Raw genomic sequence first — 20,962 nt, forward strand, 5'->3', positions numbered from 1 at the left:
TCCAATACCTACTTCAAACTCCTGACTTTCATTTTAATAAACACCTCTGATAAACTCATGAATATTTGCTTTATAAAAAGCATTGAGTTTAGCATGAAGCTCTAGAGGTAAAGGCTGTAATTCAGATGCAAGCGCATTTGTTTTAGCCTGAATAGCTGAGCTGGCCCCCGGAATAATTGTAGAAACAGCTGTATGGTCTAAAATCCATCTCAAAGCCAATTCAACCATTGTCATTCCTTCCGGTAAAAAGGATTTAATTTCGTCAGCTAATTCAACACCTTTTTCAAAAGGTAAGCCAGCAAAAGTTTCTCCTACATTAAATGCATTGCCATCTTTATTGTAGCTTCGGTGATCCAGTTCGTTGAACTGCGTTTCTTTGGTAAACTTCCCGGTAAGTAATCCACTGGCTAACGGTAAGCGAACAATAATACCCACTCCTTTAGCCTCGGCTTGTGGTAATAAATCAGTTACTAGTTTTTGTCTGAATATATTGAAAATGACTTGTAACGATTGAATGCCTTCTTGCTCTATACATAATAATCCTTCTTCAACGGACTCCACACTGGCTCCAAAGGTTTTAATCAATCCTTCGCTTTTAAAATCTCGCAGCCAGTCAAAAACATCACCCTTTTTCATTTCTTCAGTAGGAATACAATGCAACTGCAATAAATCCAAGGCATCAACACCTAATCTAGATAAGGAATTTTCAATAGACCTTTTCATGGCATCTTTAGTATATGATGCAGGAAATACATCAGAGCCTCGTCCGAATTTGGTAGCAACTTTAATCTTTTTATCAGTTTGCTTTAAGAATGTTCCAATAAACTTTTCGCTTTGGCCATTACCATAAACATCAGCGGTATCAAAAAAGGTAATACCATTATCTACTGCAGTAGTTAAAATCTCTAATGCTTTATCAGTAGAGAAGTTTTTACCCCAATCAGCACCAATTTGCCAGGTTCCAAGACCAATCTCACTAACATCAAAACCGTTGTTTCCTAATTTTCTTGTTTTCATTCTGTAGAATTTTTGTTTAATAAATGTTGTTGCTCTACCCATTTACTATACAAAGCATAAACAATATGCTAAAGAGGCTATAAAAGTGCAAAATAATTTTAGCAATGGCAATTGTGTTGTAAGGTAAGTTTTAACGTTTGACCATAAGTATTTAGGTATGGTCGGTGAAGATCTAACTTTTAAAATATAGAAAAGTCAATCATGTGTTAAAAATGAACACAGAAGGTACTGAAACACTGAGATACTGATTTTTTTTAATATGGATCATTAAATCTGAAAGGATTTAATTTTGTGAACCTATTTGTAATTTCATAATTATTTCTATTTTTAATTTGTGCAATTAATATGAGTTATATATGCAATACTCTCTGTGCATACTGTGTCTCTGTGTTATTCTTTTTTCAACTATTAATTTGCTTTCAATAAAAAAGCCGGGATATAACATCTAACGATAGTTACATCCCGGCCCCATAGAACCATTCAAATTCTATTTATTCTTCAATACTTTTCTTATTAAATAGAGTCCAGCTTAATGATAAACTATAATTGTTTTTTAATGCATTATCTGTAATTAAGTATGCAAAATCACATGATAATGCACCTAAGTTTATACCTGCACCAATTGAATAATAGTTTAAGCCGATAGATTCATCCAGAAACTGATAGCCTGTGCGTAATGAAAGCATCGATTTGTATTGGTATTCCAATCCCAAACCACCACCAATTCCCGATGCATCATTAGCTCCGGAAATATGAGATATATCTAAACTACAATTAAAAGCATTTGCAATATCTAATTCTTTACTGTATCCTAAACCAACACCAATCGTTAAAGGTAAGGCTACTGATCCGTCATCAAACTCCATGTCACCACCTATATTTCGCACCATAGCACCATACTCTAATGCTTTATACTTGCTTTTAAACCCCAGGTCAAGGAATATTGTATTGGCATCGTAACCTTGACCGTATTCAGAATTTAAATAATGTAAAGAAGCTGACAATGCTGTATGATCAGATATTTTATACGCATATCCAATATCAAAAGTATTCTCTTTAGGTGTAAAAGAACTTGGATTATTTCCGTTATCATCCAATAAAGTATATTTAGGAAGATTAAAAGATCTATATCCAAAGGCAATCTTATGTTTATGGCTTAAACTATAAAATGCAGATAGGGCATATATATTATAGTCATCAGAAAAAGTACTGACCCACGGACGATAGGATAGACTTACATCTAATGTTTTGTTATCAATGCTGTTAGCTGCAAGATTTGTAAATATGGCATTACTATGATTGGTTGCCAAATAAGTACCTCCCATTGCTACAGAGCGGGTATCTGTAGGAATAGAAATAAATGATCCTGCTTGCGAAAATATATTTGTACACGCATATAAAGCTATGCATGCTGTAAGTAATCTTTTAATGATCATAACTTAACTATGTTTCGTTTAATTACTGTATTGTTATAATTAATCTCTAACTCATATTGCCCGGTTGATAGGTCCGACAAATTTAAACTTCCTGGAGCAAAAGCTGAAATGGAGGTGTTTCTTTGATCGACTAATCCACCATTGCTGTTATAAATGGATACATTTAATGCTCCATTTACATCTTCACCCATTCTAAAATTCACGATATCAGAAACTGGATTAGGGTAAATATCTATTTCATTACTATCATCTCTCACCATCACCTGAAATGTAGCTGTAGCTGTTTCACCTCTTGCATCAGAAGCTGTAATGGTAACTGTTGATAAACCATTAATAACCGGATTTATAGTTAATGAATTATATATCTCAGATACATTGATATAATTAGAATTAAAGGTAATATCAAAATCTAAATCTTCACCATCTTCATCCGTAAAGTAATTCATTAAAGCAATGTCATAAGCTTTATCCGGATTACCGATATAGTAATTATTAAGGGATTGAGATAAAACCGGAGTGTGATTTTCCAGTATTGTGTATGTAAAAGGATAGCTAGTTCCCAGTCCAGTTGCATCCTCAGCATATAAGTTAACCTCATAAGTACCCGGATCTGCAGTTAAACCATTGATGGTTATTCTTACTTCGGAAGTGCTTAATTCAGCAGCTGTAGAGTTTCCGGATTCATCAGTGTAACTCCATGTAAAAGCCTCTTCATCAGGTTCTGTAATAGAAAAAGTCAGATATTTTGTTTCGTGTGCTTTAACTTCAATGATTGTTTCATTATCAGTAATGATGACAGGAGGCAGGTTAGGATCTGTTGTGGCGCTTACATTAGATGAATAATCGCCATATGATCCTAAGATATCATATCCCACCACTGAGAAATAGTATGTACTTGCAAAATCTAAATCTGTTATTGTTGCGGATATTGTTTCACCAACTTCAGCATGCTTGACCAACACGGAGGTTGATGAAATTGCCATACTTTGCGTTGTAACATCATTTTCAGAGAATGGGGATTTTGAATAATAAATCCTGTAGGCACTGGCCTTATAATCATCTGCATCGGAAGTAACCGACCATGAAAGAGTAGCTTTGTTAGAAGATGCTGTTACGCTTAAATCAGTTACCCTTTCAGGAGGTATACTATTGTAATTTGCTAGTGTTGCTGCTGCATTTACTTGTCCCACACCAAGCATTCCTGCATATTCAGTGTTGTAACCATCTATGTCAACCGCACCGCGATAAAGTCTTTCCTTTAACATATCAGGAGTAAAGCCTTCACCCCCAAATTCGGAGATAACTAAAGCTGCAACTCCCGAAACATGTGGACAGGCCATTGAAGTACCGATCATGTAGACGTAATTATTTTCAGGAGCCGTGCTTGCTATATAACAATCCACATCATATAAATCATTATACTCATCCGATCCTCCTGGAGCAGTAATATCTACCCAACTGCCATAATTAGAATAATAAGCTCTGATATAATCAGGAGCACTTGACGCAACAGCAACAACTTTTTCGTACATAGCAGGATATGCTTTTGTAGATACGTTTTCGTTACCCGCTGCAAAAATTACTATACCACCAGCCATTGGTCCAACCTGATTTCCATTTTCATCAATACCTGCATATTTGATAAAATAATCAATGGCTTCTTTCATACTTTGAGGTAATTCAGGAGACTCATCATACCCCCAACTGTTTTGACAGATGACTGCACCATTATCTGCTGCATACTTTATGGCTTCTTCAAAGTTTTCAGCACTTATATCTTCACCATCTCTGTCAGATTCAAAAACCTGACACGACATCAGTTTTACTCCAGGAGTTTTAGAATCACCACCAGCAATACCACATACTCCAATGCCATTATCATTCATAGCACCAATCGTACCTGCAACATGAGTTCCATGATCGTGAGCTACAATTGTTCCGTTGTAATCAACAAAGTTATATCCATAAACGTCATCAGTATAACCGTTATTATCATCATCGGTATTTGTAGCGCCACCATCTTCTGATTGATTGTGCCATATATTATTAATCAGGTCTTCGTGATCAACATCGATACCACCATCAATAACAGCAACAATAACCTCTTCGTTACCACGTTGTTTTAACCATGCATCAAACAAATTGATATCCGCACCAACAACTGCATCAGTAATGGATCCATCATTATAATAATGCCATTGAGCAGGTAGAAACGTATCGTTAAACGGATATTCTGTATCGGCAGTTTTACTAGTGCTTTTAAGCGATTTGGTTAATGGTATAGGTCCAAAATCTTTATATGACGTTTTTTGATTTTGTATGGTTCGAATAGGTTCCGTAACAGTAACTTCACTTAGTTCTTTAAACTGGCTGATTACTTTAGAAAGAGCAACAACGGAAGTGTCATACTTTACATCATACCATAAATGTAAACCTTCTTTTTGTGTTCTGGCTTCATATTTTCCACTATAAGGGAAGGTACGTTTAAAAGATTTGGCTCCAATAGAAGATAGCACTTCATCAACCTTGCTAAGGTTGGTTGATACCTGATTTGATTTTAAAGAAACAGACAGGCTTTGAGTATTGTATTGGTTTAATTTAATTCGGATAATACCTTGTACTGAATTGGATGCAGTTACAGTATTTTCTTCTTTTTCTTGCTGATTTACAATTTCATCTTCGTTCCTACAGGAATATAAAAGCGATAATGAAATACATAAAGATACCAGGGAAATTCTGGTTATAATTCGTTGAATCATTAATGAAATTTTTAATAAATATGTTTTCGACTTTCTGCAAAATTTATTCCAAAGAAAAGAATTTTAAGCATACTATCTATCTATTAATATGAATATTCGACGAATCATATGATTTTCTCGACCAAATGGTCGTAATGGAGGGTGTTTGTAGCTATAATAATCTTATTTATCCACTACCTGTATTAATTATATAAAGTCATATCTTATTCTTTGAGGTAAATATTTTGTTAACTATTCAAATGTATTTTTAGGAATTAACTAGCTGGGTAATTCTGAATTCAGACCTAAAAAAGCATGAAACATTTAAACTTCGGAATAATCTGTATTAAGGAATATATTACCTAAGAAACAGTTTGTTATATGGCCTGTTTTATAGAATATAAATGAATAGTTGTTACTTTTTTTAATTCTGTTTTTGATTACGATAATTAGAAGGCGTTAAGCCATAGTGCTTTTTAAAAGCTCTGCAAAAATAATCTGAATCATTAAAACCTACCAAACTACTGATCTCGTTTATGGTTTTGGATGTTTCAATTAGTTTTAGAGCCGCATTTTTCATTTTTATTGATTTAACAAACTCAGTAGGAGTATATCCGGTAATGGTTTTGATTTTCTTATAAAACACGCTGCGCCCATAATTAAACTCTTTTACTATTGAGTCAATAGTAAAATCAGGATCGCTCATATGTAATTCTGTATATTTGGTAACCTGCGAAATAAATATGGTATCTTTACCTTTTTCTGATATATTAACGGTACTGGGTAAAGTTTTACTTTTATCACTGAATTTATATTCTAATTTTTTACGTTGTTCAATGAGATTTGTAATCCTGGTTTTCAATAATGCGAAACTAAAAGGTTTGGATATATAGTCATCAGCTCCACACTCAAACCCCATTTGAATTTGCTCTAATGAAGACTTTGCGGTAAGTAATATAACAGGTATGTGGCTTGTATTAATATTATTTTTTAGATCTCGGGTAACTTCAAGTCCATCTTTCTCAGGCATCATAATATCAGAAACAACAATGTCAGGTTTTTCATTTGTGGCTATTTCCAAACCTTCTTTACCGTTAGATGCTGTTCTTACATTAAAATAACTCTTTAAATTATTATATAGATAGGTTCTTAAATCCTGATTATCCTCAATCAGCAAAACACTGGGGGCGTCAGCTCCTGCTGATCTGGTATTTTTCACCGTCACAGGTTCATTGTGAACTACGTTATTTAAGTGATGAGTTGTATTATTTTCTTTTAGATTTTTACTTTCACTTTTCAGAATTTCATTTTTATTATAACTATCCTTATTTACAGGAATGCGAATTGTAAAAGAACTACCAACATTAACTTTACTTGTAACATTTATATCTCCTTTATGAGCATTTACCAGTTCCTTAGTTAATGATAGACCAAGCCCGGAGCTTGAATTAAACATTTTATCCGATTTTGAGAAAAGAACAAAACGCTCAAATATATGGTTGATTTCATCCTTAGCAATTCCTTTACCCTGATCAGTTACAGAGATAATAAGATCTTCTTTAATTAATGCAATTTTCAGTGAAATTTCTTTTCCTTTTGGAGTATGCTTAAATGCATTTGAGATAAGATTAAAAGTGATTTTTTCAATCTTGTCTGTATCTATATATCCGAAAATTTCAGTTGGTTCAGATGAGTATTTAAAAACAATATCTTCCTTAATTGCGAGTGTTTCAAATGCGTCAAATATTTCTTTAAAAAACATGGATATATTAACATGCTGAACTGACAAATCTATATGTCCATTTTGTATTTTTCTAAAATCAATTAGCTGGTTAATTAAATCCAATATTCGCCCTGTATTTTTTAAGATCTCATTCGCTTTTGATTTAATTTCTTCACTTGCTGAGTTTTTTCTAATTATATCTTCTGCAGGTCCTTTAATTAAAGTTAATGGTGTCTTTAGTTCGTGGCTTATATTTGTATAAAAGTTTAACTTGTTATTAATACTAATGTGTTCATTTTTTAATTGATTTTTTAGATCCAATTGTTTTAATATTATAGATCGTAGTTTCCATACTATCAGAATTATAATGAAGAGATAGCCAATAATAGCATAACTGGTTTTCCAAAAAGGAGGAGCAATAACAATATCAATTTTTGCAATATTATTGTTACTCACACCTGCACTGTTAGTACCTTTAACTTTAAATGTGTATTTCCCCGGTGGTAATCTTTTATAATTAGCAAAATTTGTGTTGCCACAATAATTCCAGGTTTCATCAAAGTTCTCAAGTTTAAATGAGTAATTTATTTTTTGAGGACTTGAAAAATCAAGTACAGCAAAGTAAAAGGTTAAATAATTTTGAAAATACTTTAATTCCAGATTTGCATTTTCATGTATGTGTTGAATACTTTCATCAGATATTTTTACATCAGTAATGCAAATTGGATATTCGATAGTATTATTATGGATAGAGTCAGGTGTAAAACAAGTAATACCATTTAAATTTCCAAATAACAATGTGTTATCTGAAATAAATGCGCCTGTATTTTCAGAATATATATACTTTTGAATAGATAGATCTTCTGGGAAATAGGCTTTGATAGAGGATTCCTTTATTTTTAGTTTATTAATTCCATAATCCGTACTAATCCAAATGTCTTGACTTTTGGGATCTTCCAGTATCTTATAAATAACGTTACTCGATAAACCTTGTTTTGTAGTTAGATTTTTCCATCTAAAATCAAAATCTTTAATTTGATTGGTTTTAATGTAATTTATTCCACCTCCATAAGTGCCACAATATAAAACACTATCCTTACCTTGATAAATACATATAATATCATCATTGTTTAAACTATTTGTATCACCCATTTCACTTTTGAAGGTCTTAAAAACTATTTTTTCAGCGTTTACAAATTTTTTGTCAACAAAGCTTAATCCGTCTGTAGATCCTATCCAAACATTGCCTTCAATATCTTTATACAGGCATCTTAAAATGTTAGATGATATTGAATGAGTGTCTTTGATATTTTCTGAGTAATGTGTAAATGAAATATTATCCAACGGATTTTTGATGATTGACAAGCCTCCGGAATGCGTTGCAGCCCAAACAATAGAATCATTAATCTCAAGTATATCATAAATATAGTCACTACTTAATGTATTTCTTTTATAAGGATCACGTTTAATATGTACATAGTCAATTCTTTCTGTTTTTGATTCATTAATCTTAGAGGTTAGATTTTTTAATATAAAAATACCATCTCCTTTGGTTCCAATCCACAGGTTATTATCATGATCCTCCATGATTGAATATATATTCTTAATTTTAAGTCTTTTCAATGATGGTATATCATCAGGAAGTGTAGCTAATAATTTATATGAAGTGTCGTAGCAATAAAGCTTTCCCGATTTTGTTCCAGCCCAAATGTTATTGTAACTGTCTACATATAAACCTCTGACTTCATTATTAGTAATAAAATTAGAGTCTTTATCCGGCTGAAGTATTTTAAAGTTTTGTTCACTGAGCTTTAACTTATTAATACCACCGTTTAAAGTTCCTATCCATAGGTTTTTACAATTATCTTCAAAGAGGCTAAGTACATAATTTGATGAAAGTGACTCCGAATTCAACGGATTACTCATGTATTGAGTGAATGTGTTTTTTGATCGATTATATTTACAAATTCCACCACCATATATACCTAACCACAAATCATCATTGCTATCTTCAAAGTAAATAAGTTTTTCGGGTTCGCCTAATGATTCTCTGATGTTAGCATTTAAGGAGTGGTAATTTACTTTTTGAGATTTTAAATTAAATTGAGTTACCCCTTTTTGATCCGTTTCAAACCACACCATATCATGCCTATCAATATACCCGGGAAATATTACATTACTATGCAGATTTTTGGTGTTATTCGTTTTAAAGGTTTTACAATTATTATTTGAGTAATATGCAAACCCGTTTCCCAGAGTAGAAACTAATATAGAGTTATTAAAATATTTTATATCAGAAATGGGATGGCTATTTTCATATTTTAGCCATGTTAAAGTCGAAATTTTATTTGTGCGATAATTGTATGCAACAATGTTGTTGTGTTGCGTACCAAGAAGATATAGTGAGTCTGTAATACAATAACACCTGTAGTGATATTTAGGTAGGTTTATATGGCTGCTATCATTCAAAATAGTTATTCCATTATTGGTTCCTACCCAGATAGAATTATGCTGTCCTTTGAAAATAAAACTAATTTTAGCTCCCGGGAGAATACTGTTGATATTGATTTTTGTTGCAGATAGAATCTCGTTTTTACTTATTATTACCCTAATACACTCATTTTGATGCGTAGTTAAGAGTATTTCATTTTTGCTTTTAATGTAAATATCTTTAATGTGTATTTCATTAGTTTTGTTTTCGCTATTTAAAAACGATTTTATATTGTAATAAATATCTTTTTTACTATTATACATAATAGCATTACCATCATAAGTTATGGCCCATAAATTTCCAATGCTGTCACATTTAAGATTAAATATTCGATGACTGGCAAGTGAATTTTCATCAATATGATTATGGTAATATTTATGAAAATTTATACCATCGTATTTATTCAGTCCGTTTAATGTTCCAAACCACAAATAGCCAATACTATCCTGGCATATACTTCGTACCGAATTATTCGATAATCCTTCGATTCGTTGATAGTGTTCAAAAGATATATTTTGACCTGCTATATTTTGTGTTTGTATGTAAATTAATAAAAAATAAAGAGGTATTAATTTACAAACAAGCTTTGTTTTAATGGGAATACTCATCTTATAATATTGCATTTTTCTAATCATAAAATTTGTGTTGGCCCAATGTTTATTTAAGAACAATCACTTTTAAAAATTAGGAAATTTTAGAGTAATCAATTCGTATAGGCAGCATAGATTAAAAAATGGAAAAGGTTAAAAATGTTACAAAAATATATTTAAGCAATATTAACAAAATATTTAAAAAATCTATATAAAATAATTACTAATAAAAGATATTTAACTATTTTATATAGGTTAAGTACTGCACTTATATGGTACAGCAGAAGGATGTCAAGTCAAATTGTTAACCCTGTTAATACGATCAATTGATCAATTCTGATAAAGAATTAAAACCTTGATATAAAATCACTATCAGAATTGATAATCATACAATCAAGGGAAGATTTTACATCTTTCGCACAAAATCCACATGCTATAATCAGTTTTTCATGTATCAGCACATGTAAAAATCCAGTTTCTAAACGTCACGGTTAAATACTTTTACACAAAAGTTAATATATGTTATTATGTATCAAATAATATTAAACCTATGACGTTAAAATCTAATTTAAAAATTGGTCTGAGTATGCTCCTGTTTTTAGTTTTACTGGTTGCATGTGATGATTTATCTGAAGATTCTCATTATACAGATGATGGCAATTTGGAAGAGCCTATTTATACTGTATTAAAAAATGAAGGAGAATTTTCTATGTATCTTAATTGTGTGGATAGGGCCGGGTATAAAGATGTTTTAAACTCATCTGGTTACTATACTGTTTTTGCACCAACGGATGTAGCTTTCTCAACTTATCTTACAGATAATGGATATGGTTCAATTGAAGACATACCAGTAGAAGAAGTTAAAAGATTAGTACAGTATTCGATTATTTTCACATCATTTTCTGAAGAATCAATAGATGATGCTTTTACTCCGGATGGTGAGGTTGAGCCTAATGAAGCATTTAGAAGAAAATCACTTTATTATAAAGGTGCATTTAATGATAATGTTGAAGAACTTGGAGGAAATGTAAATGTGGTGGATATTAATTGGGTAGTTGCTGAAGATGCCATTGGTGGCACACCAATTTTAGTTACTCAGGATAATAATTATAAGTGGATTCCTGTTTTTACAAGTAATTTTATGAGTTCAAATAACGTATTTGAAAGTGATTACTTAAATTTTTTCCCGAATTCAACACTCTCTGACTTTAATGTTGCTGGAGCACAAGTTACAACAACGGATCTGTTATGTGAGAATGGTTATGCTCATGGAGTTGATAAAGTAATTGAACCACTTCGTAACTTATTGGATATTATAGAAAGCAAAGAAGAGTATAGTACTTTTGCTAACATCTTAAAACAGTATTTGGTTAATTATAGAATATCACCTACTGAGTTTATTAATAACTACAATGATTTTTATGGGTCTACAGGACTAATCTACACCAAAAGTTATCCTAATTTAAAATTTGGACCCAATACAGAAACAATTGATCCATATATCACTTATGGGGTAGATCAGAATACAACATTAACAGCTTTTGTTCCAACAAATGAAGCTATTCAGGTATTTTTCGATCAAATATTTTTAAAATGGTATAATAGCCTGGATGATATGTCATCGGAACTGATAGCAGATTTCATCAACAGTCATTTATTTACTAATGGTATATGGCCAAGTAAATTTGAACAGTGGGAAACAAAATTTACAGAGGCAGATATTATTGAATCAGAAATAGGAAGTAACGGATTTTTTTATGGTACAAATAGAGTGCAAGAATCTGACTACTTTTTTACAGTATGGGGCGAAATTAACCTGAATCCCAAATACTCATTATTTAAACAAGCCTGCGAAGATAATAACTTTAACTATACGTTAATGAGTAGCACCAACTGGACTGTATTTTTAGTAGATAATGATGTAATGCAGGAGTATGGTTTTACATATGATAACGACAGATCAGAGTGGAGTTATAATGGTTCAACTTCCAATGCATCTGCTTATTTATCCAGATGGTTGGGTTTACACATCATATTAGGAAAGAAAACAGAGTTTACTGAAGGTGATATGATTCAAACCTACGGTAGTGATGGTGAAGGAGAATATATAAAATTTGAAAACGGATTATTTTATGCCTCTGGTAACTATGAGGAAGGAAATTCCGGTTCCGAACCTACTAATATAAATATAGAACCTAATAATGGAGTTACTTATCAATTAGATAATCAGTCTTTAGAATTTTCTCAGCTGGATCCTATTACTCTATTATTAAAGTATGAAGAATATTCAATGTATTGTCAATACCTGATGGCTAGTACATATCTTTTTACTCCTGATAACAGTGATCCAAATGCAGGTACCATAGAAGACTTATCAGGTGGAGCTCCAAATACAATGTTTGTATTGAATAACGATGTGATGCAACAAGCTATTGATGCTGGATTATTACCAGCAAATCCTGCTTCCAGAGTTTTGGCAGACCAAACATTGGTAAAGTCATTCTTTCAGTATCATATAATACCTAATTATTATTATCCATTAAAAAGCGTGTGGTCAACTGATACTTATACCACTGGTTATAAAGATGATGACGGTACAACCGAAATTACTATAAAAGCTGATGGTGATGGTGGCGCATTCATAACTGATAATAGTGGCAATAACGTGTATTTTTCAACTGGTAGTCATCAAAAGAACATACTTTCAAACAGGGTTATCATACACGAGTTACAAGGTTATTTAAATTATAATGATTAACAATAAAATCTATGAGCATTTTAGATAAAAAGAATATTATAAAAAAGATAACCCTGCTATGCTGGATCTTTTTTGCGGCTAACATCATTGTTTTAGCTCAGGAATCCAGAATTATTAAGGGTACTATCAAAGATAAAACAGACAATTCGTTGGTTCCAGGAGCCACTGTAGTTGAGGTTGATAAAAACAATCGTATCATAAGTGGAACGATTTCCGATATTAATGGTCAATATGCAATTAAGCTTAAGAATCCTCAAAACAGAATTTCTTTCGGATTTATTGGTTATAAAACGCAAATTATTACGCCCGGAGAAAAGTTAATACTTGACATTTTTCTTGTTCCGGATAATAAAATGCTTAACTCAGTAGATATCGTAAGTAAAAAACGAGTAGGTACGGATGGAATTAGTAATGTGTCAATCAGGGATATGGGAGTACCTATTGTATCCATTGATGCTAAGGAATTTGAGGATTTAAGTGTGAACTCGGTTGACGATGCATTACAAGGCCGCTTAACCGGAGTTGATATTACATCAAATGGAGGTGATCCTGGTGCAGGTATGTCAATTAAAATCAGGGGTACATCTACTTTGAATGCTAATAGTGAGCCATTGATTGTGGTTGATAATGTACCATATAATATGGAAATCAGAGATGATTTTGATTTTGCAAACGAAGATGAACAAGGCTATGCCGATTTATTAAATATTGCACCTGAAGATATAGCAGAAATTTCTGTTTTAAAAGATGCTTCAGCTACTGCTATGTGGGGAGCAAAAGCAGTAAATGGTGTTCTTTTAATAAAAACCAAAAGGGGACAGAGAAAGAAACCAACACTTACTTATTCGCATATGAGTACAGTAACATGGGAGCCCCAAAGTTTGCCTATGTTAAATGGTGATCAATATTCCACATTAATATTGGAAGGTTATGAAAATGGATATGGTTATCCTTTAGTTACAGCTGTAAATAAAGAATTTTTGTATGATCCTTCAGATCCATGGTGGTATTATAATTATAGTAATAACACTGATTGGTGGGATGAAACTCACAAAAATTCATACCAGCAAACCCATGCCTTATCCTTAAATGGAGGAGGAGAGAAAGCTCAATATCGTTTTTCGTTAAATTATAAAGATCAGGGAGGTACAACATTAGGTGCTGGTTATGAAGGGTTAACCGGACGTATGAATCTGGATTATTCCATATCAGAAAAATTAAAAGTTCGTATGGATTTATCCTATTCAAATAATACAACAAATAAAAATTACGACTATAGAAACTTTAGTAAAAGAACATTGCTGAAAATGCCAAATATGTCAGTATTTGAGTATGACAGTGATGGAACACTAACTTCTAATTATTTATCTCCAGAATCCAATATTCAGGGATCTTATGGTAGTACTTATAATCCTGTTGCTTTGGCAAAGGAAGGTATCTATGATGAGTATGTAGAACAATTAATTTCTGTATTTAAGTTGGATTATAACATTTTGTCAAGTTTATATTTAAGCGGACTTGTTTCTTATAAGACAAAGAATACTGTTACCTCCAGATTTTTACCAGAAACTGCTACCGGTGTTGCATGGACAGATACAGATTCGAATTATTCATATGAGAAAAGTGATGACTATAACGAACTATATACCGAAACTAAATTAATATATAGTCCTGAGTTACCAGGAAAGCATAAAGCAGGAGCAACTTTGCAATGGACTACTTACGAAGGTAGGAATATCTATAATGCAGGAAGTTCATTAAATAGTGCATCTGTTAATTTACAGGATGTTAGTAATGGTTCTACGAATGTAAATTTATCGGCAGCAAATAATTATGGCGACTCTAAATCTGTTGGGGGAACAGCACTATTACATTATAAATATGCCGATCGCTATATTATTACCGGAACGGTTCGTAGAGAAGGTAACTCAAAACTAAGCAAAGAGCAAAGATGGGCTACATTTAAAAGTTTATCCTTAAGTTATAGAGTTTCTGATGAACCATTTATGGAGAAATATGATTGGCTGGATGAACTTAGGGTGAGTACAAGTATTGGTGAAAATGGAAACTTACCTCGTTATGAAAACTTGTATTATAATGATTATGCCAGTTACAATTGGACTTATTTAAATAAAACAGGGGTTTTCCCATCTTCAATGGAATTAGGAGATTTGACCTGGGAGCAAGTGATTTCTAAAAACTTACGTTTTGACCTTTCAATGTTTAAAAACAGGGTAAATGTTAATGCCGATTTGTATATGACAAATACAAATGGTGCACTTGTTACTTCTGCAAGTATTCCTTCAACAACAGGTTACAACAGTATTTATATGAACGTAGCCGATCTTGAATCAAAAGGTTGGGAGATTGCAGTAAACTTAACTCCGGTACAAACAAATAATTGGAGAGTGGGTGTAAATTTCAACATATCAAGGAACAGTAATATTCTTAAAGATGCCAAAGCCAATTATTCATTAACCAGCGGAAGTGTAGTTGGAAATGGTAGTTACTTAACCATGAGTAAAATAGGTAACCCTATTGGATCATTCTATGGATACAGATCTCAGGGTGTATATTCTACTACAGAAGAAACTATTGCTACAGATGCCAATGGAGCTCAAATTTTTGATGCTACAGGTAAACCTGTTTATATGGTATTTAACTATCCTGATAACGGATATCAGTTTGTTGCAGGAGATGCTAAATATGAAGATGTTAACCATGATGGAAATATAAACTATATGGATGTGGTTTATTTGGGTAATATAAATCCCGATTTCTATGGTGGTTTTGGAGCTTCTGTAACCTTTAAAAAGAATCTGTCATTGAGTGTATTCTTTAATTACCGATATGGTAATGAAATCATGAATATGACTCGTATGGATTTAGAAAATATGTATAGTTACAATAATCAATCAACAGCCGTTTTAAGACGATGGAGAAATGAGGGTGATGTAACTGATATTCCTAGAGCCACAATAAAGCATGGATATAATTACTTAGGTTCCGACAGGTTTGTTGAAGATGGATCTTTTGTTCGATTTAAATATTTGACATTACGATATGACATTCCAAAAACAATTTGTCAGCAATTAAAAGTGACCAATATGAAATTGAGTACTACCATAAATAATTTACAATGCTACACAAAATACCTGGGTATGAATCCTGATATATCAGTTGCAAAATATGGAGGTAAAGACACAGGAATTACTCCAATTTCTACAGGTATGACGTTTAACTTAAGTGTTACATTTTAAAAGGTTTGATCATGCAAAAAATTAGAATTATTATACTATTAATTTCCTCTTGTTTTATTTTTTCATGTACAGACTGGATGGAAACTGAACCTACATCTACTGTAATTTCAGAAGATTATTGGCAAAGTAAAGAAAATGTAGAGTCTTCATTGATAGCTATTTATCAGTCACTGCAGGATGATGCTGTTAATAAAATGTTTTTATGGGGCGAAATTAGAGGCGATATGCTTACAGATATGGATAAAATCTCTGATAATTTACTACATATCTTAGAAGGTGATATCGAAGAAACAAACTCTATTTGTAATTGGTCAGCTTTTTATAACACCATTAATTATTGTAATACCGTAATCGCTCATGCCTCTGATGTATTGGAATTGGATGAAACCTTTACGCAGTCGGAGTTAGATGCAGCATTAGGTGAAGCATACGGGATGAGAGCTCTAATGTATTTTTATTTAGTACGTAGTTTTAGAGATGTACCACTTGTTACCTGGTCATATTCAACCGATGAGGAAGAGTTTTTTATATCAAAAGACAAAGAATCTGAAATCTATGCACAAATTATTGATGATTTAATATTCTCGATAAACAATAGCTACGATGCTTATGGTACCAATGAAGAAACCAAGGGAAGATTAACATCCTTTGCCGCCAGAGCAATATTAGCAGATGTGTATTTATGGAATGATGATTTTGATGGTTGTTTAACGCAATGTGATGCAATAATAAACTCAGGTCAGTTTGGTTTGATTGAGGGAGATAACAATTGGTTTTCAACGATGTTTGGACAAGGTAACTGTACTGAAAGTATCTTCGAGTTAAATTTTGATAATAGCCATACTAATCCATTATATACATTGTTTGATTACGATAATCACAGACAATTATGTGTTTCTGAAAAAGTTTATAACGATTTATTTGTAATAGGAAAAGACACTGATACAGATAGTATTGATGTAAGAGGTGACAGAGCTTCCTATAGATCCAGTCGTAGCAATAGTGTATGGAAATATCTGGGCTTAAACAGATCAACCGTTAGATCTGAAACAGAATCTTACTGTAATTATATTTTTTATCGTTATTCAGATGTTTTACTGATGAAAGCAGAGGCTTCTATTCTTAAGGGAGATAATGAAACTGCCTTAGCGTTAATTAATAAGATCAGAGACAGAGCTAATGCTGATGACATGACAGCTCAGGAGCCTTCTGACAAAAAGGACTTTTTGGAATATCTTCTGAATGAAAGAGCTAGAGAGTTTGCTTTTGAAGGTAAACGGTGGTTCGATGTTTTAAGGGTATCACGCCACGAAAATAATTCATATACAAATTATCTGTATAGAATGGTTAAGGAAGCTGCCCCTGCTGCAAAACGAAATACTGTACTCGCAAAATATCAGGATGAGGATTACAGGTATTTACCAATTTTTATTGATGAATTAGAAGTAAATCCTCAGTTAGAACAAAACCCGTATTGGGCTGATGCATCTAATTAAATTAATGATTGGGTAATTATTAATATAAGATATAATTGACAATATAATTAAATATTGAATTATGAAACAAGCCTTTAAAATCATTACATGGACAACAGCAAAGTTGATTTCACTGTTCCAAATGATTCATTACGGCGAGTTCTATCTGATAAACGAATAAAAATTAAACAGATGAAAAAGAATATAAACTTAAGATATAAAACATCTGCAATTTTGGGCTTTGCAATAATTTTTGCTCTTGTTGTTTTTAGTTGCGAGCCTTATGAAATTACTTACGAAACATCTTCGGACCAATTGATGGGTGAGTATATTGAAAGTAATGCGGATTGTTCTATATTTTGGAATTTAGCAGAAACAACAGGTAATGCATCTTTTATAAAAGCATATGGTACGTACACATGCTTTGTTCCTACAAACGATGCCTTTGAAACTTACTTTACTGAGCAAGGGAAAAGTGCTTTAACTGATTTTTCAGAAGAAGAATTAGAAAACATTTTTAAGTATCATATTATTAATGATACAATTAGAACTCAGGATTTTACAGATGGAAAGATGAGGACTTCATCTATGAATGGTAGATATATTACTACAGGAGCCTCTATACAAGGAACTGATGCATATTATACTATTAATAAAAAATCCCTGGTTACAGATGCTGATATTATGCTTGGAAATGGTATAGTGCATAAGGTAAATGCCGTATTAGATCCTCCGGTAAAAACAGTGGCTGAATTAATAGTTGAAAATGATGCGTATTCGATCTTTTCTCAGGCATTGCAAACTACAGGCATATATGATACTCTTATGATTGCAGACAATTGGTATACTGTTTTTGTAGAAAGTGATGAAGTATATGCCAGAGAAAACGTAAATATTAATAGTTATGATGATCTGTACAATAAGTACTGTAATACAGGAGATCCAACAGATCCAGCCGATAGTTTATACTTATACATGGCCTATCATTGCTTTAAAGATTGCAGTTACATGGCTGACTTAATTCAAAAGAGTGCTACTGTAACAATGGCTCCCAATGAAGTAGTAACAATTACAGATAAGAGCGATAGTATTATTATTAATCAAACAACAATTGCAGGAACTACATACCCTGGAGCAAATATAAAAGAAGAAAATAGTGATAATATTTGTTACAATGGGGTTTTTCATGAATTGGATGATGATATTTATATTAGAGTTTTATCACCTACTGCAGTATTTTGGGATCCTACAAGGCAGCCAGAGATAGAAGCACTTACCGGCATATATAAAGATAAAATTGAAACGATAACTTTTGCTTCTGATGATCTTGCAAATGTATCATGGGGAGAACCTAGCAGATGGAGTACTATTGCTTACCAGGGTGACGGTAATTGTATCGACGGAGATATGCTTTCTATTTACTTGCGTACAGCTGTTGTTCCTTGGATTGAGTTTAAAACTCCTGTATTAATTAAAGGTACTTATAAATTATGGGTTGCTTATAGAAGATATGGTTACGGAAACACCATACAAACTTCCTGGAATGGTGAAGAACTGACCAAGCTATTTGATCCATCTGTTTGGGGTCAAACCTATAATAATATTGATGAAGATGAGTATTATGCATTGGGCTACAAGTGGTATACCGAATTAAATATGTCTTCAAGTAGAGTTTGTTGTGTATATCTTGGAAAAATTGAAGTTACATCAACCGGTGAACAAACACTTAGGTTTGAAGCATTGACAAATGGTCGTGGATATTTTTGGCTCGATCAGATTCAGTTTATACCTGTAGACGATGATCAGTTGTGGCCTAAATTCGATAGTGAAGGAAATAAACTATATGAAGAAGATTTACCTGATTATTATGGAGGTATTGAAGCTTTAGCTGAGTAAAATTTAAAACTGTAAAATTTAGATATATCATGAAATATAAATTTATATTTATTTCCCTTTTACTAGCTTCTCTTATAATCTGGGGATGTTCTGATCAATGGGATGACTATACGAAAATAGATGGAGGTGTTGCCGGTAGTGATGTGTTAACATCATTAAAAGCTAATAGTGATTACTCAGAATTTGTATCTCTGCTTGAAAATACTGGTATAGCTAAGGAAATTTCATCTTCTAAAATATATACCATTTGGGTACCTACCAATGCGGCTTTATCCAATAATGCAGGTCTTATTCCGGAAGAAGAAGATCAACTCAAGTCCTTTTTATTGAATCATATTTCATATGATAAAATAACCTATGATGATCATAGTGGGAGTGTAAATCTAAAAATGGCCAGTGGTAAAAAACTCTGGGTTAATTATTCTGATAAAACAATTGATAATATACAAATTGGTGATTCAAAAGATTTAGTGGTGTCAAATGGTGTTATTCATACCATTGAAACACCAATAACTCTTCGATCAACAATTTGGGAATATATTAAGGATTTAGACTATGATGAGGTGGATTTTTTAAATTCTCTAACTTACATGGTATTTAATGCGGATAGCGCTACCCAAACTGGTATCGATCCAGAAACAGGAGAAGCCGTTTATGATACCATATCAGGAATGGTTCAGTCGAATGTTTATATGGATCTTATTGCAGACCTTTCATGTGAAGACAGTACTTATACTTTTTTCATAATGGATGATGCTTCTTTTTCTTCGGAGAATGGTAAATTCAGAAAATACTATACAAAAGCAACAGATACCCAAACAGATAGTATGAGTATGTTGCATATCGTATCAGATTTAGTTGCAAATAAAGAATATGAGACCATTTCAGGAAGTCTGGAGTCTGTTTCAGGAATGCCAATTCCGGTAACGTCCAGTTCTGTAATATCATCCTATAAAGCAAGTAATGGAATAGTATACTTTATCAATAATTATTCTTTACCTGTAACCGATAGAATAAAAGAGATATTTATAGAAGCTGAGTATCCTTATCCGGATTCTTTAAATATTAATACCCAATCTGTTTTTAAGTTACCTGATGCTGAAGGTACCATTGTTACTTGGGCCAGAAATTATGCTTCAAATAGTCATTGTATAACGTCTCCATCTTCAACTTATTCATTAAGATATGTTGATTATTTTATTGATGATGTTTATACCTGTAAATACGATATTTATTGGGTTTCAGTAACAGAAACTGAATCAGAAGCAGCAGAAGGCTCAACAGTATCGCAATGTATGAAACTGGTTGAGTATACCATGAACGAAGAAGAGGAATTGGTTGATAATATTCTGTATACTTCAGATTTTTTAATTCCTTCTTATACGGATAATATACAAGAGCAATATGTGGGTCAATTTGAGGTTGATTTATTAAATAGTAGTATTAGTTATAGAGTTGATGATCAGGGATCTTTCCATTTTGATAACTATATACGACTTAGAGTAGAAGGTAGAAATGGTGTGAATACACCTATTTATCTGGATTATTTCAAATTAGTTCCAATAATTGAATAATAAT

General features: G+C 32.4%; 9 protein-coding genes. 5 read left to right on the forward strand and 4 right to left on the reverse strand.

From position 1 onward, the window contains the following. Nucleotides 1-33: 33 nt before the first annotated feature. From OM075_RS10980 to OM075_RS10995, 4 genes are all read right to left on the reverse strand, one after another. Nucleotides 34-1,017: an aldo/keto reductase gene (locus OM075_RS10980; RefSeq protein ID WP_301190560.1), complete on the reverse strand. Its 984-nt coding sequence runs from the start codon at nucleotides 1,015-1,017 to the stop codon at nucleotides 34-36. A 491-nt stretch (nucleotides 1,018-1,508) separates the two neighbouring features. Next, entirely contained in the window at nucleotides 1,509-2,453 is a 945-nt protein-coding gene (locus OM075_RS10985; protein WP_301190561.1) for a PorV/PorQ family protein, read from the reverse strand. Then, nucleotides 2,450-5,212, reverse strand: coding sequence for a S8 family serine peptidase (locus OM075_RS10990; RefSeq protein ID WP_301190562.1), 2,763 nt, complete (start codon nucleotides 5,210-5,212; stop codon nucleotides 2,450-2,452). Before OM075_RS10990 ends, OM075_RS10985 begins: the two co-directional genes overlap by 4 nt. Nucleotides 5,213-5,615: 403 nt before the next feature. Further along, on the reverse strand, nucleotides 5,616-10,040 hold the full coding sequence (locus tag OM075_RS10995) for a hybrid sensor histidine kinase/response regulator transcription factor (protein ID WP_301190563.1): 4,425 nt from the start codon (nucleotides 10,038-10,040) through the stop codon (nucleotides 5,616-5,618). 505 nt (nucleotides 10,041-10,545) lie between these two features. Between OM075_RS10995 and OM075_RS11000 the strand changes: the two genes are divergently transcribed. The 5 genes from OM075_RS11000 (at nucleotide 10,546) to OM075_RS11020 (ending at nucleotide 20,958) form a co-directional block, all read left to right on the forward strand. Next, nucleotides 10,546-12,753, forward strand: a complete 2,208-nt coding sequence (locus OM075_RS11000) for a fasciclin domain-containing protein (RefSeq protein WP_301190564.1) — start codon at nucleotides 10,546-10,548, stop codon at nucleotides 12,751-12,753. Between the two features lie 11 nt (nucleotides 12,754-12,764). Continuing rightward, nucleotides 12,765-16,013, forward strand: coding sequence for a SusC/RagA family TonB-linked outer membrane protein (locus OM075_RS11005; protein WP_301190565.1), 3,249 nt, complete (start codon nucleotides 12,765-12,767; stop codon nucleotides 16,011-16,013). Nucleotides 16,014-16,024: 11 nt separating this feature from the next. Then, nucleotides 16,025-17,509 carry a RagB/SusD family nutrient uptake outer membrane protein gene (locus OM075_RS11010; protein WP_301190566.1) on the forward strand — a complete coding sequence of 495 codons (1,485 nt, stop codon included), beginning with the start codon at nucleotides 16,025-16,027 and terminating at the stop codon, nucleotides 17,507-17,509. 171 nt (nucleotides 17,510-17,680) lie between these two features. Then, nucleotides 17,681-19,384 carry a fasciclin domain-containing protein gene (locus OM075_RS11015; RefSeq protein WP_301190567.1) on the forward strand — a complete coding sequence of 568 codons (1,704 nt, stop codon included), beginning with the start codon at nucleotides 17,681-17,683 and terminating at the stop codon, nucleotides 19,382-19,384. A 29-nt stretch (nucleotides 19,385-19,413) separates the two neighbouring features. After that, nucleotides 19,414-20,958 (forward strand): fasciclin domain-containing protein, encoded by a 1,545-nt coding sequence (locus OM075_RS11020; protein WP_301190568.1) that lies wholly within the window; start codon nucleotides 19,414-19,416, stop codon nucleotides 20,956-20,958. Nucleotides 20,959-20,962 lie beyond the last annotated feature (4 nt).

This window comes from Plebeiibacterium sediminum (assembly GCF_026013605.1).
Lineage (GTDB): Bacteria > Bacteroidota > Bacteroidia > Bacteroidales > Marinilabiliaceae > Saccharicrinis > Saccharicrinis sediminus.

Excerpts from the sequence above, each read along its gene's own strand:
- OM075_RS10980 (WP_301190560.1), bottom strand. The coding sequence starts at position 1,017 with ATGAAAACAAGAAAATTAGGAAACAACGGTTTTGATGTTAGTGAGATT.
- OM075_RS10985 (WP_301190561.1), bottom strand. The coding sequence starts at position 2,453 with ATGATCATTAAAAGATTACTTACAGCATGCATAGCTTTATATGCGTGT.
- OM075_RS10990 (WP_301190562.1), bottom strand. The coding sequence starts at position 5,212 with ATGATTCAACGAATTATAACCAGAATTTCCCTGGTATCTTTATGTATT.
- OM075_RS10995 (WP_301190563.1), bottom strand. The coding sequence starts at position 10,040 with ATGATTAGAAAAATGCAATATTATAAGATGAGTATTCCCATTAAAACA.
- OM075_RS11000 (WP_301190564.1), top strand. The coding sequence starts at position 10,546 with ATGACGTTAAAATCTAATTTAAAAATTGGTCTGAGTATGCTCCTGTTT.
- OM075_RS11005 (WP_301190565.1), top strand. The coding sequence starts at position 12,765 with ATGAGCATTTTAGATAAAAAGAATATTATAAAAAAGATAACCCTGCTA.
- OM075_RS11010 (WP_301190566.1), top strand. The coding sequence starts at position 16,025 with ATGCAAAAAATTAGAATTATTATACTATTAATTTCCTCTTGTTTTATT.
- OM075_RS11015 (WP_301190567.1), top strand. The coding sequence starts at position 17,681 with ATGAAAAAGAATATAAACTTAAGATATAAAACATCTGCAATTTTGGGC.
- OM075_RS11020 (WP_301190568.1), top strand. The coding sequence starts at position 19,414 with ATGAAATATAAATTTATATTTATTTCCCTTTTACTAGCTTCTCTTATA.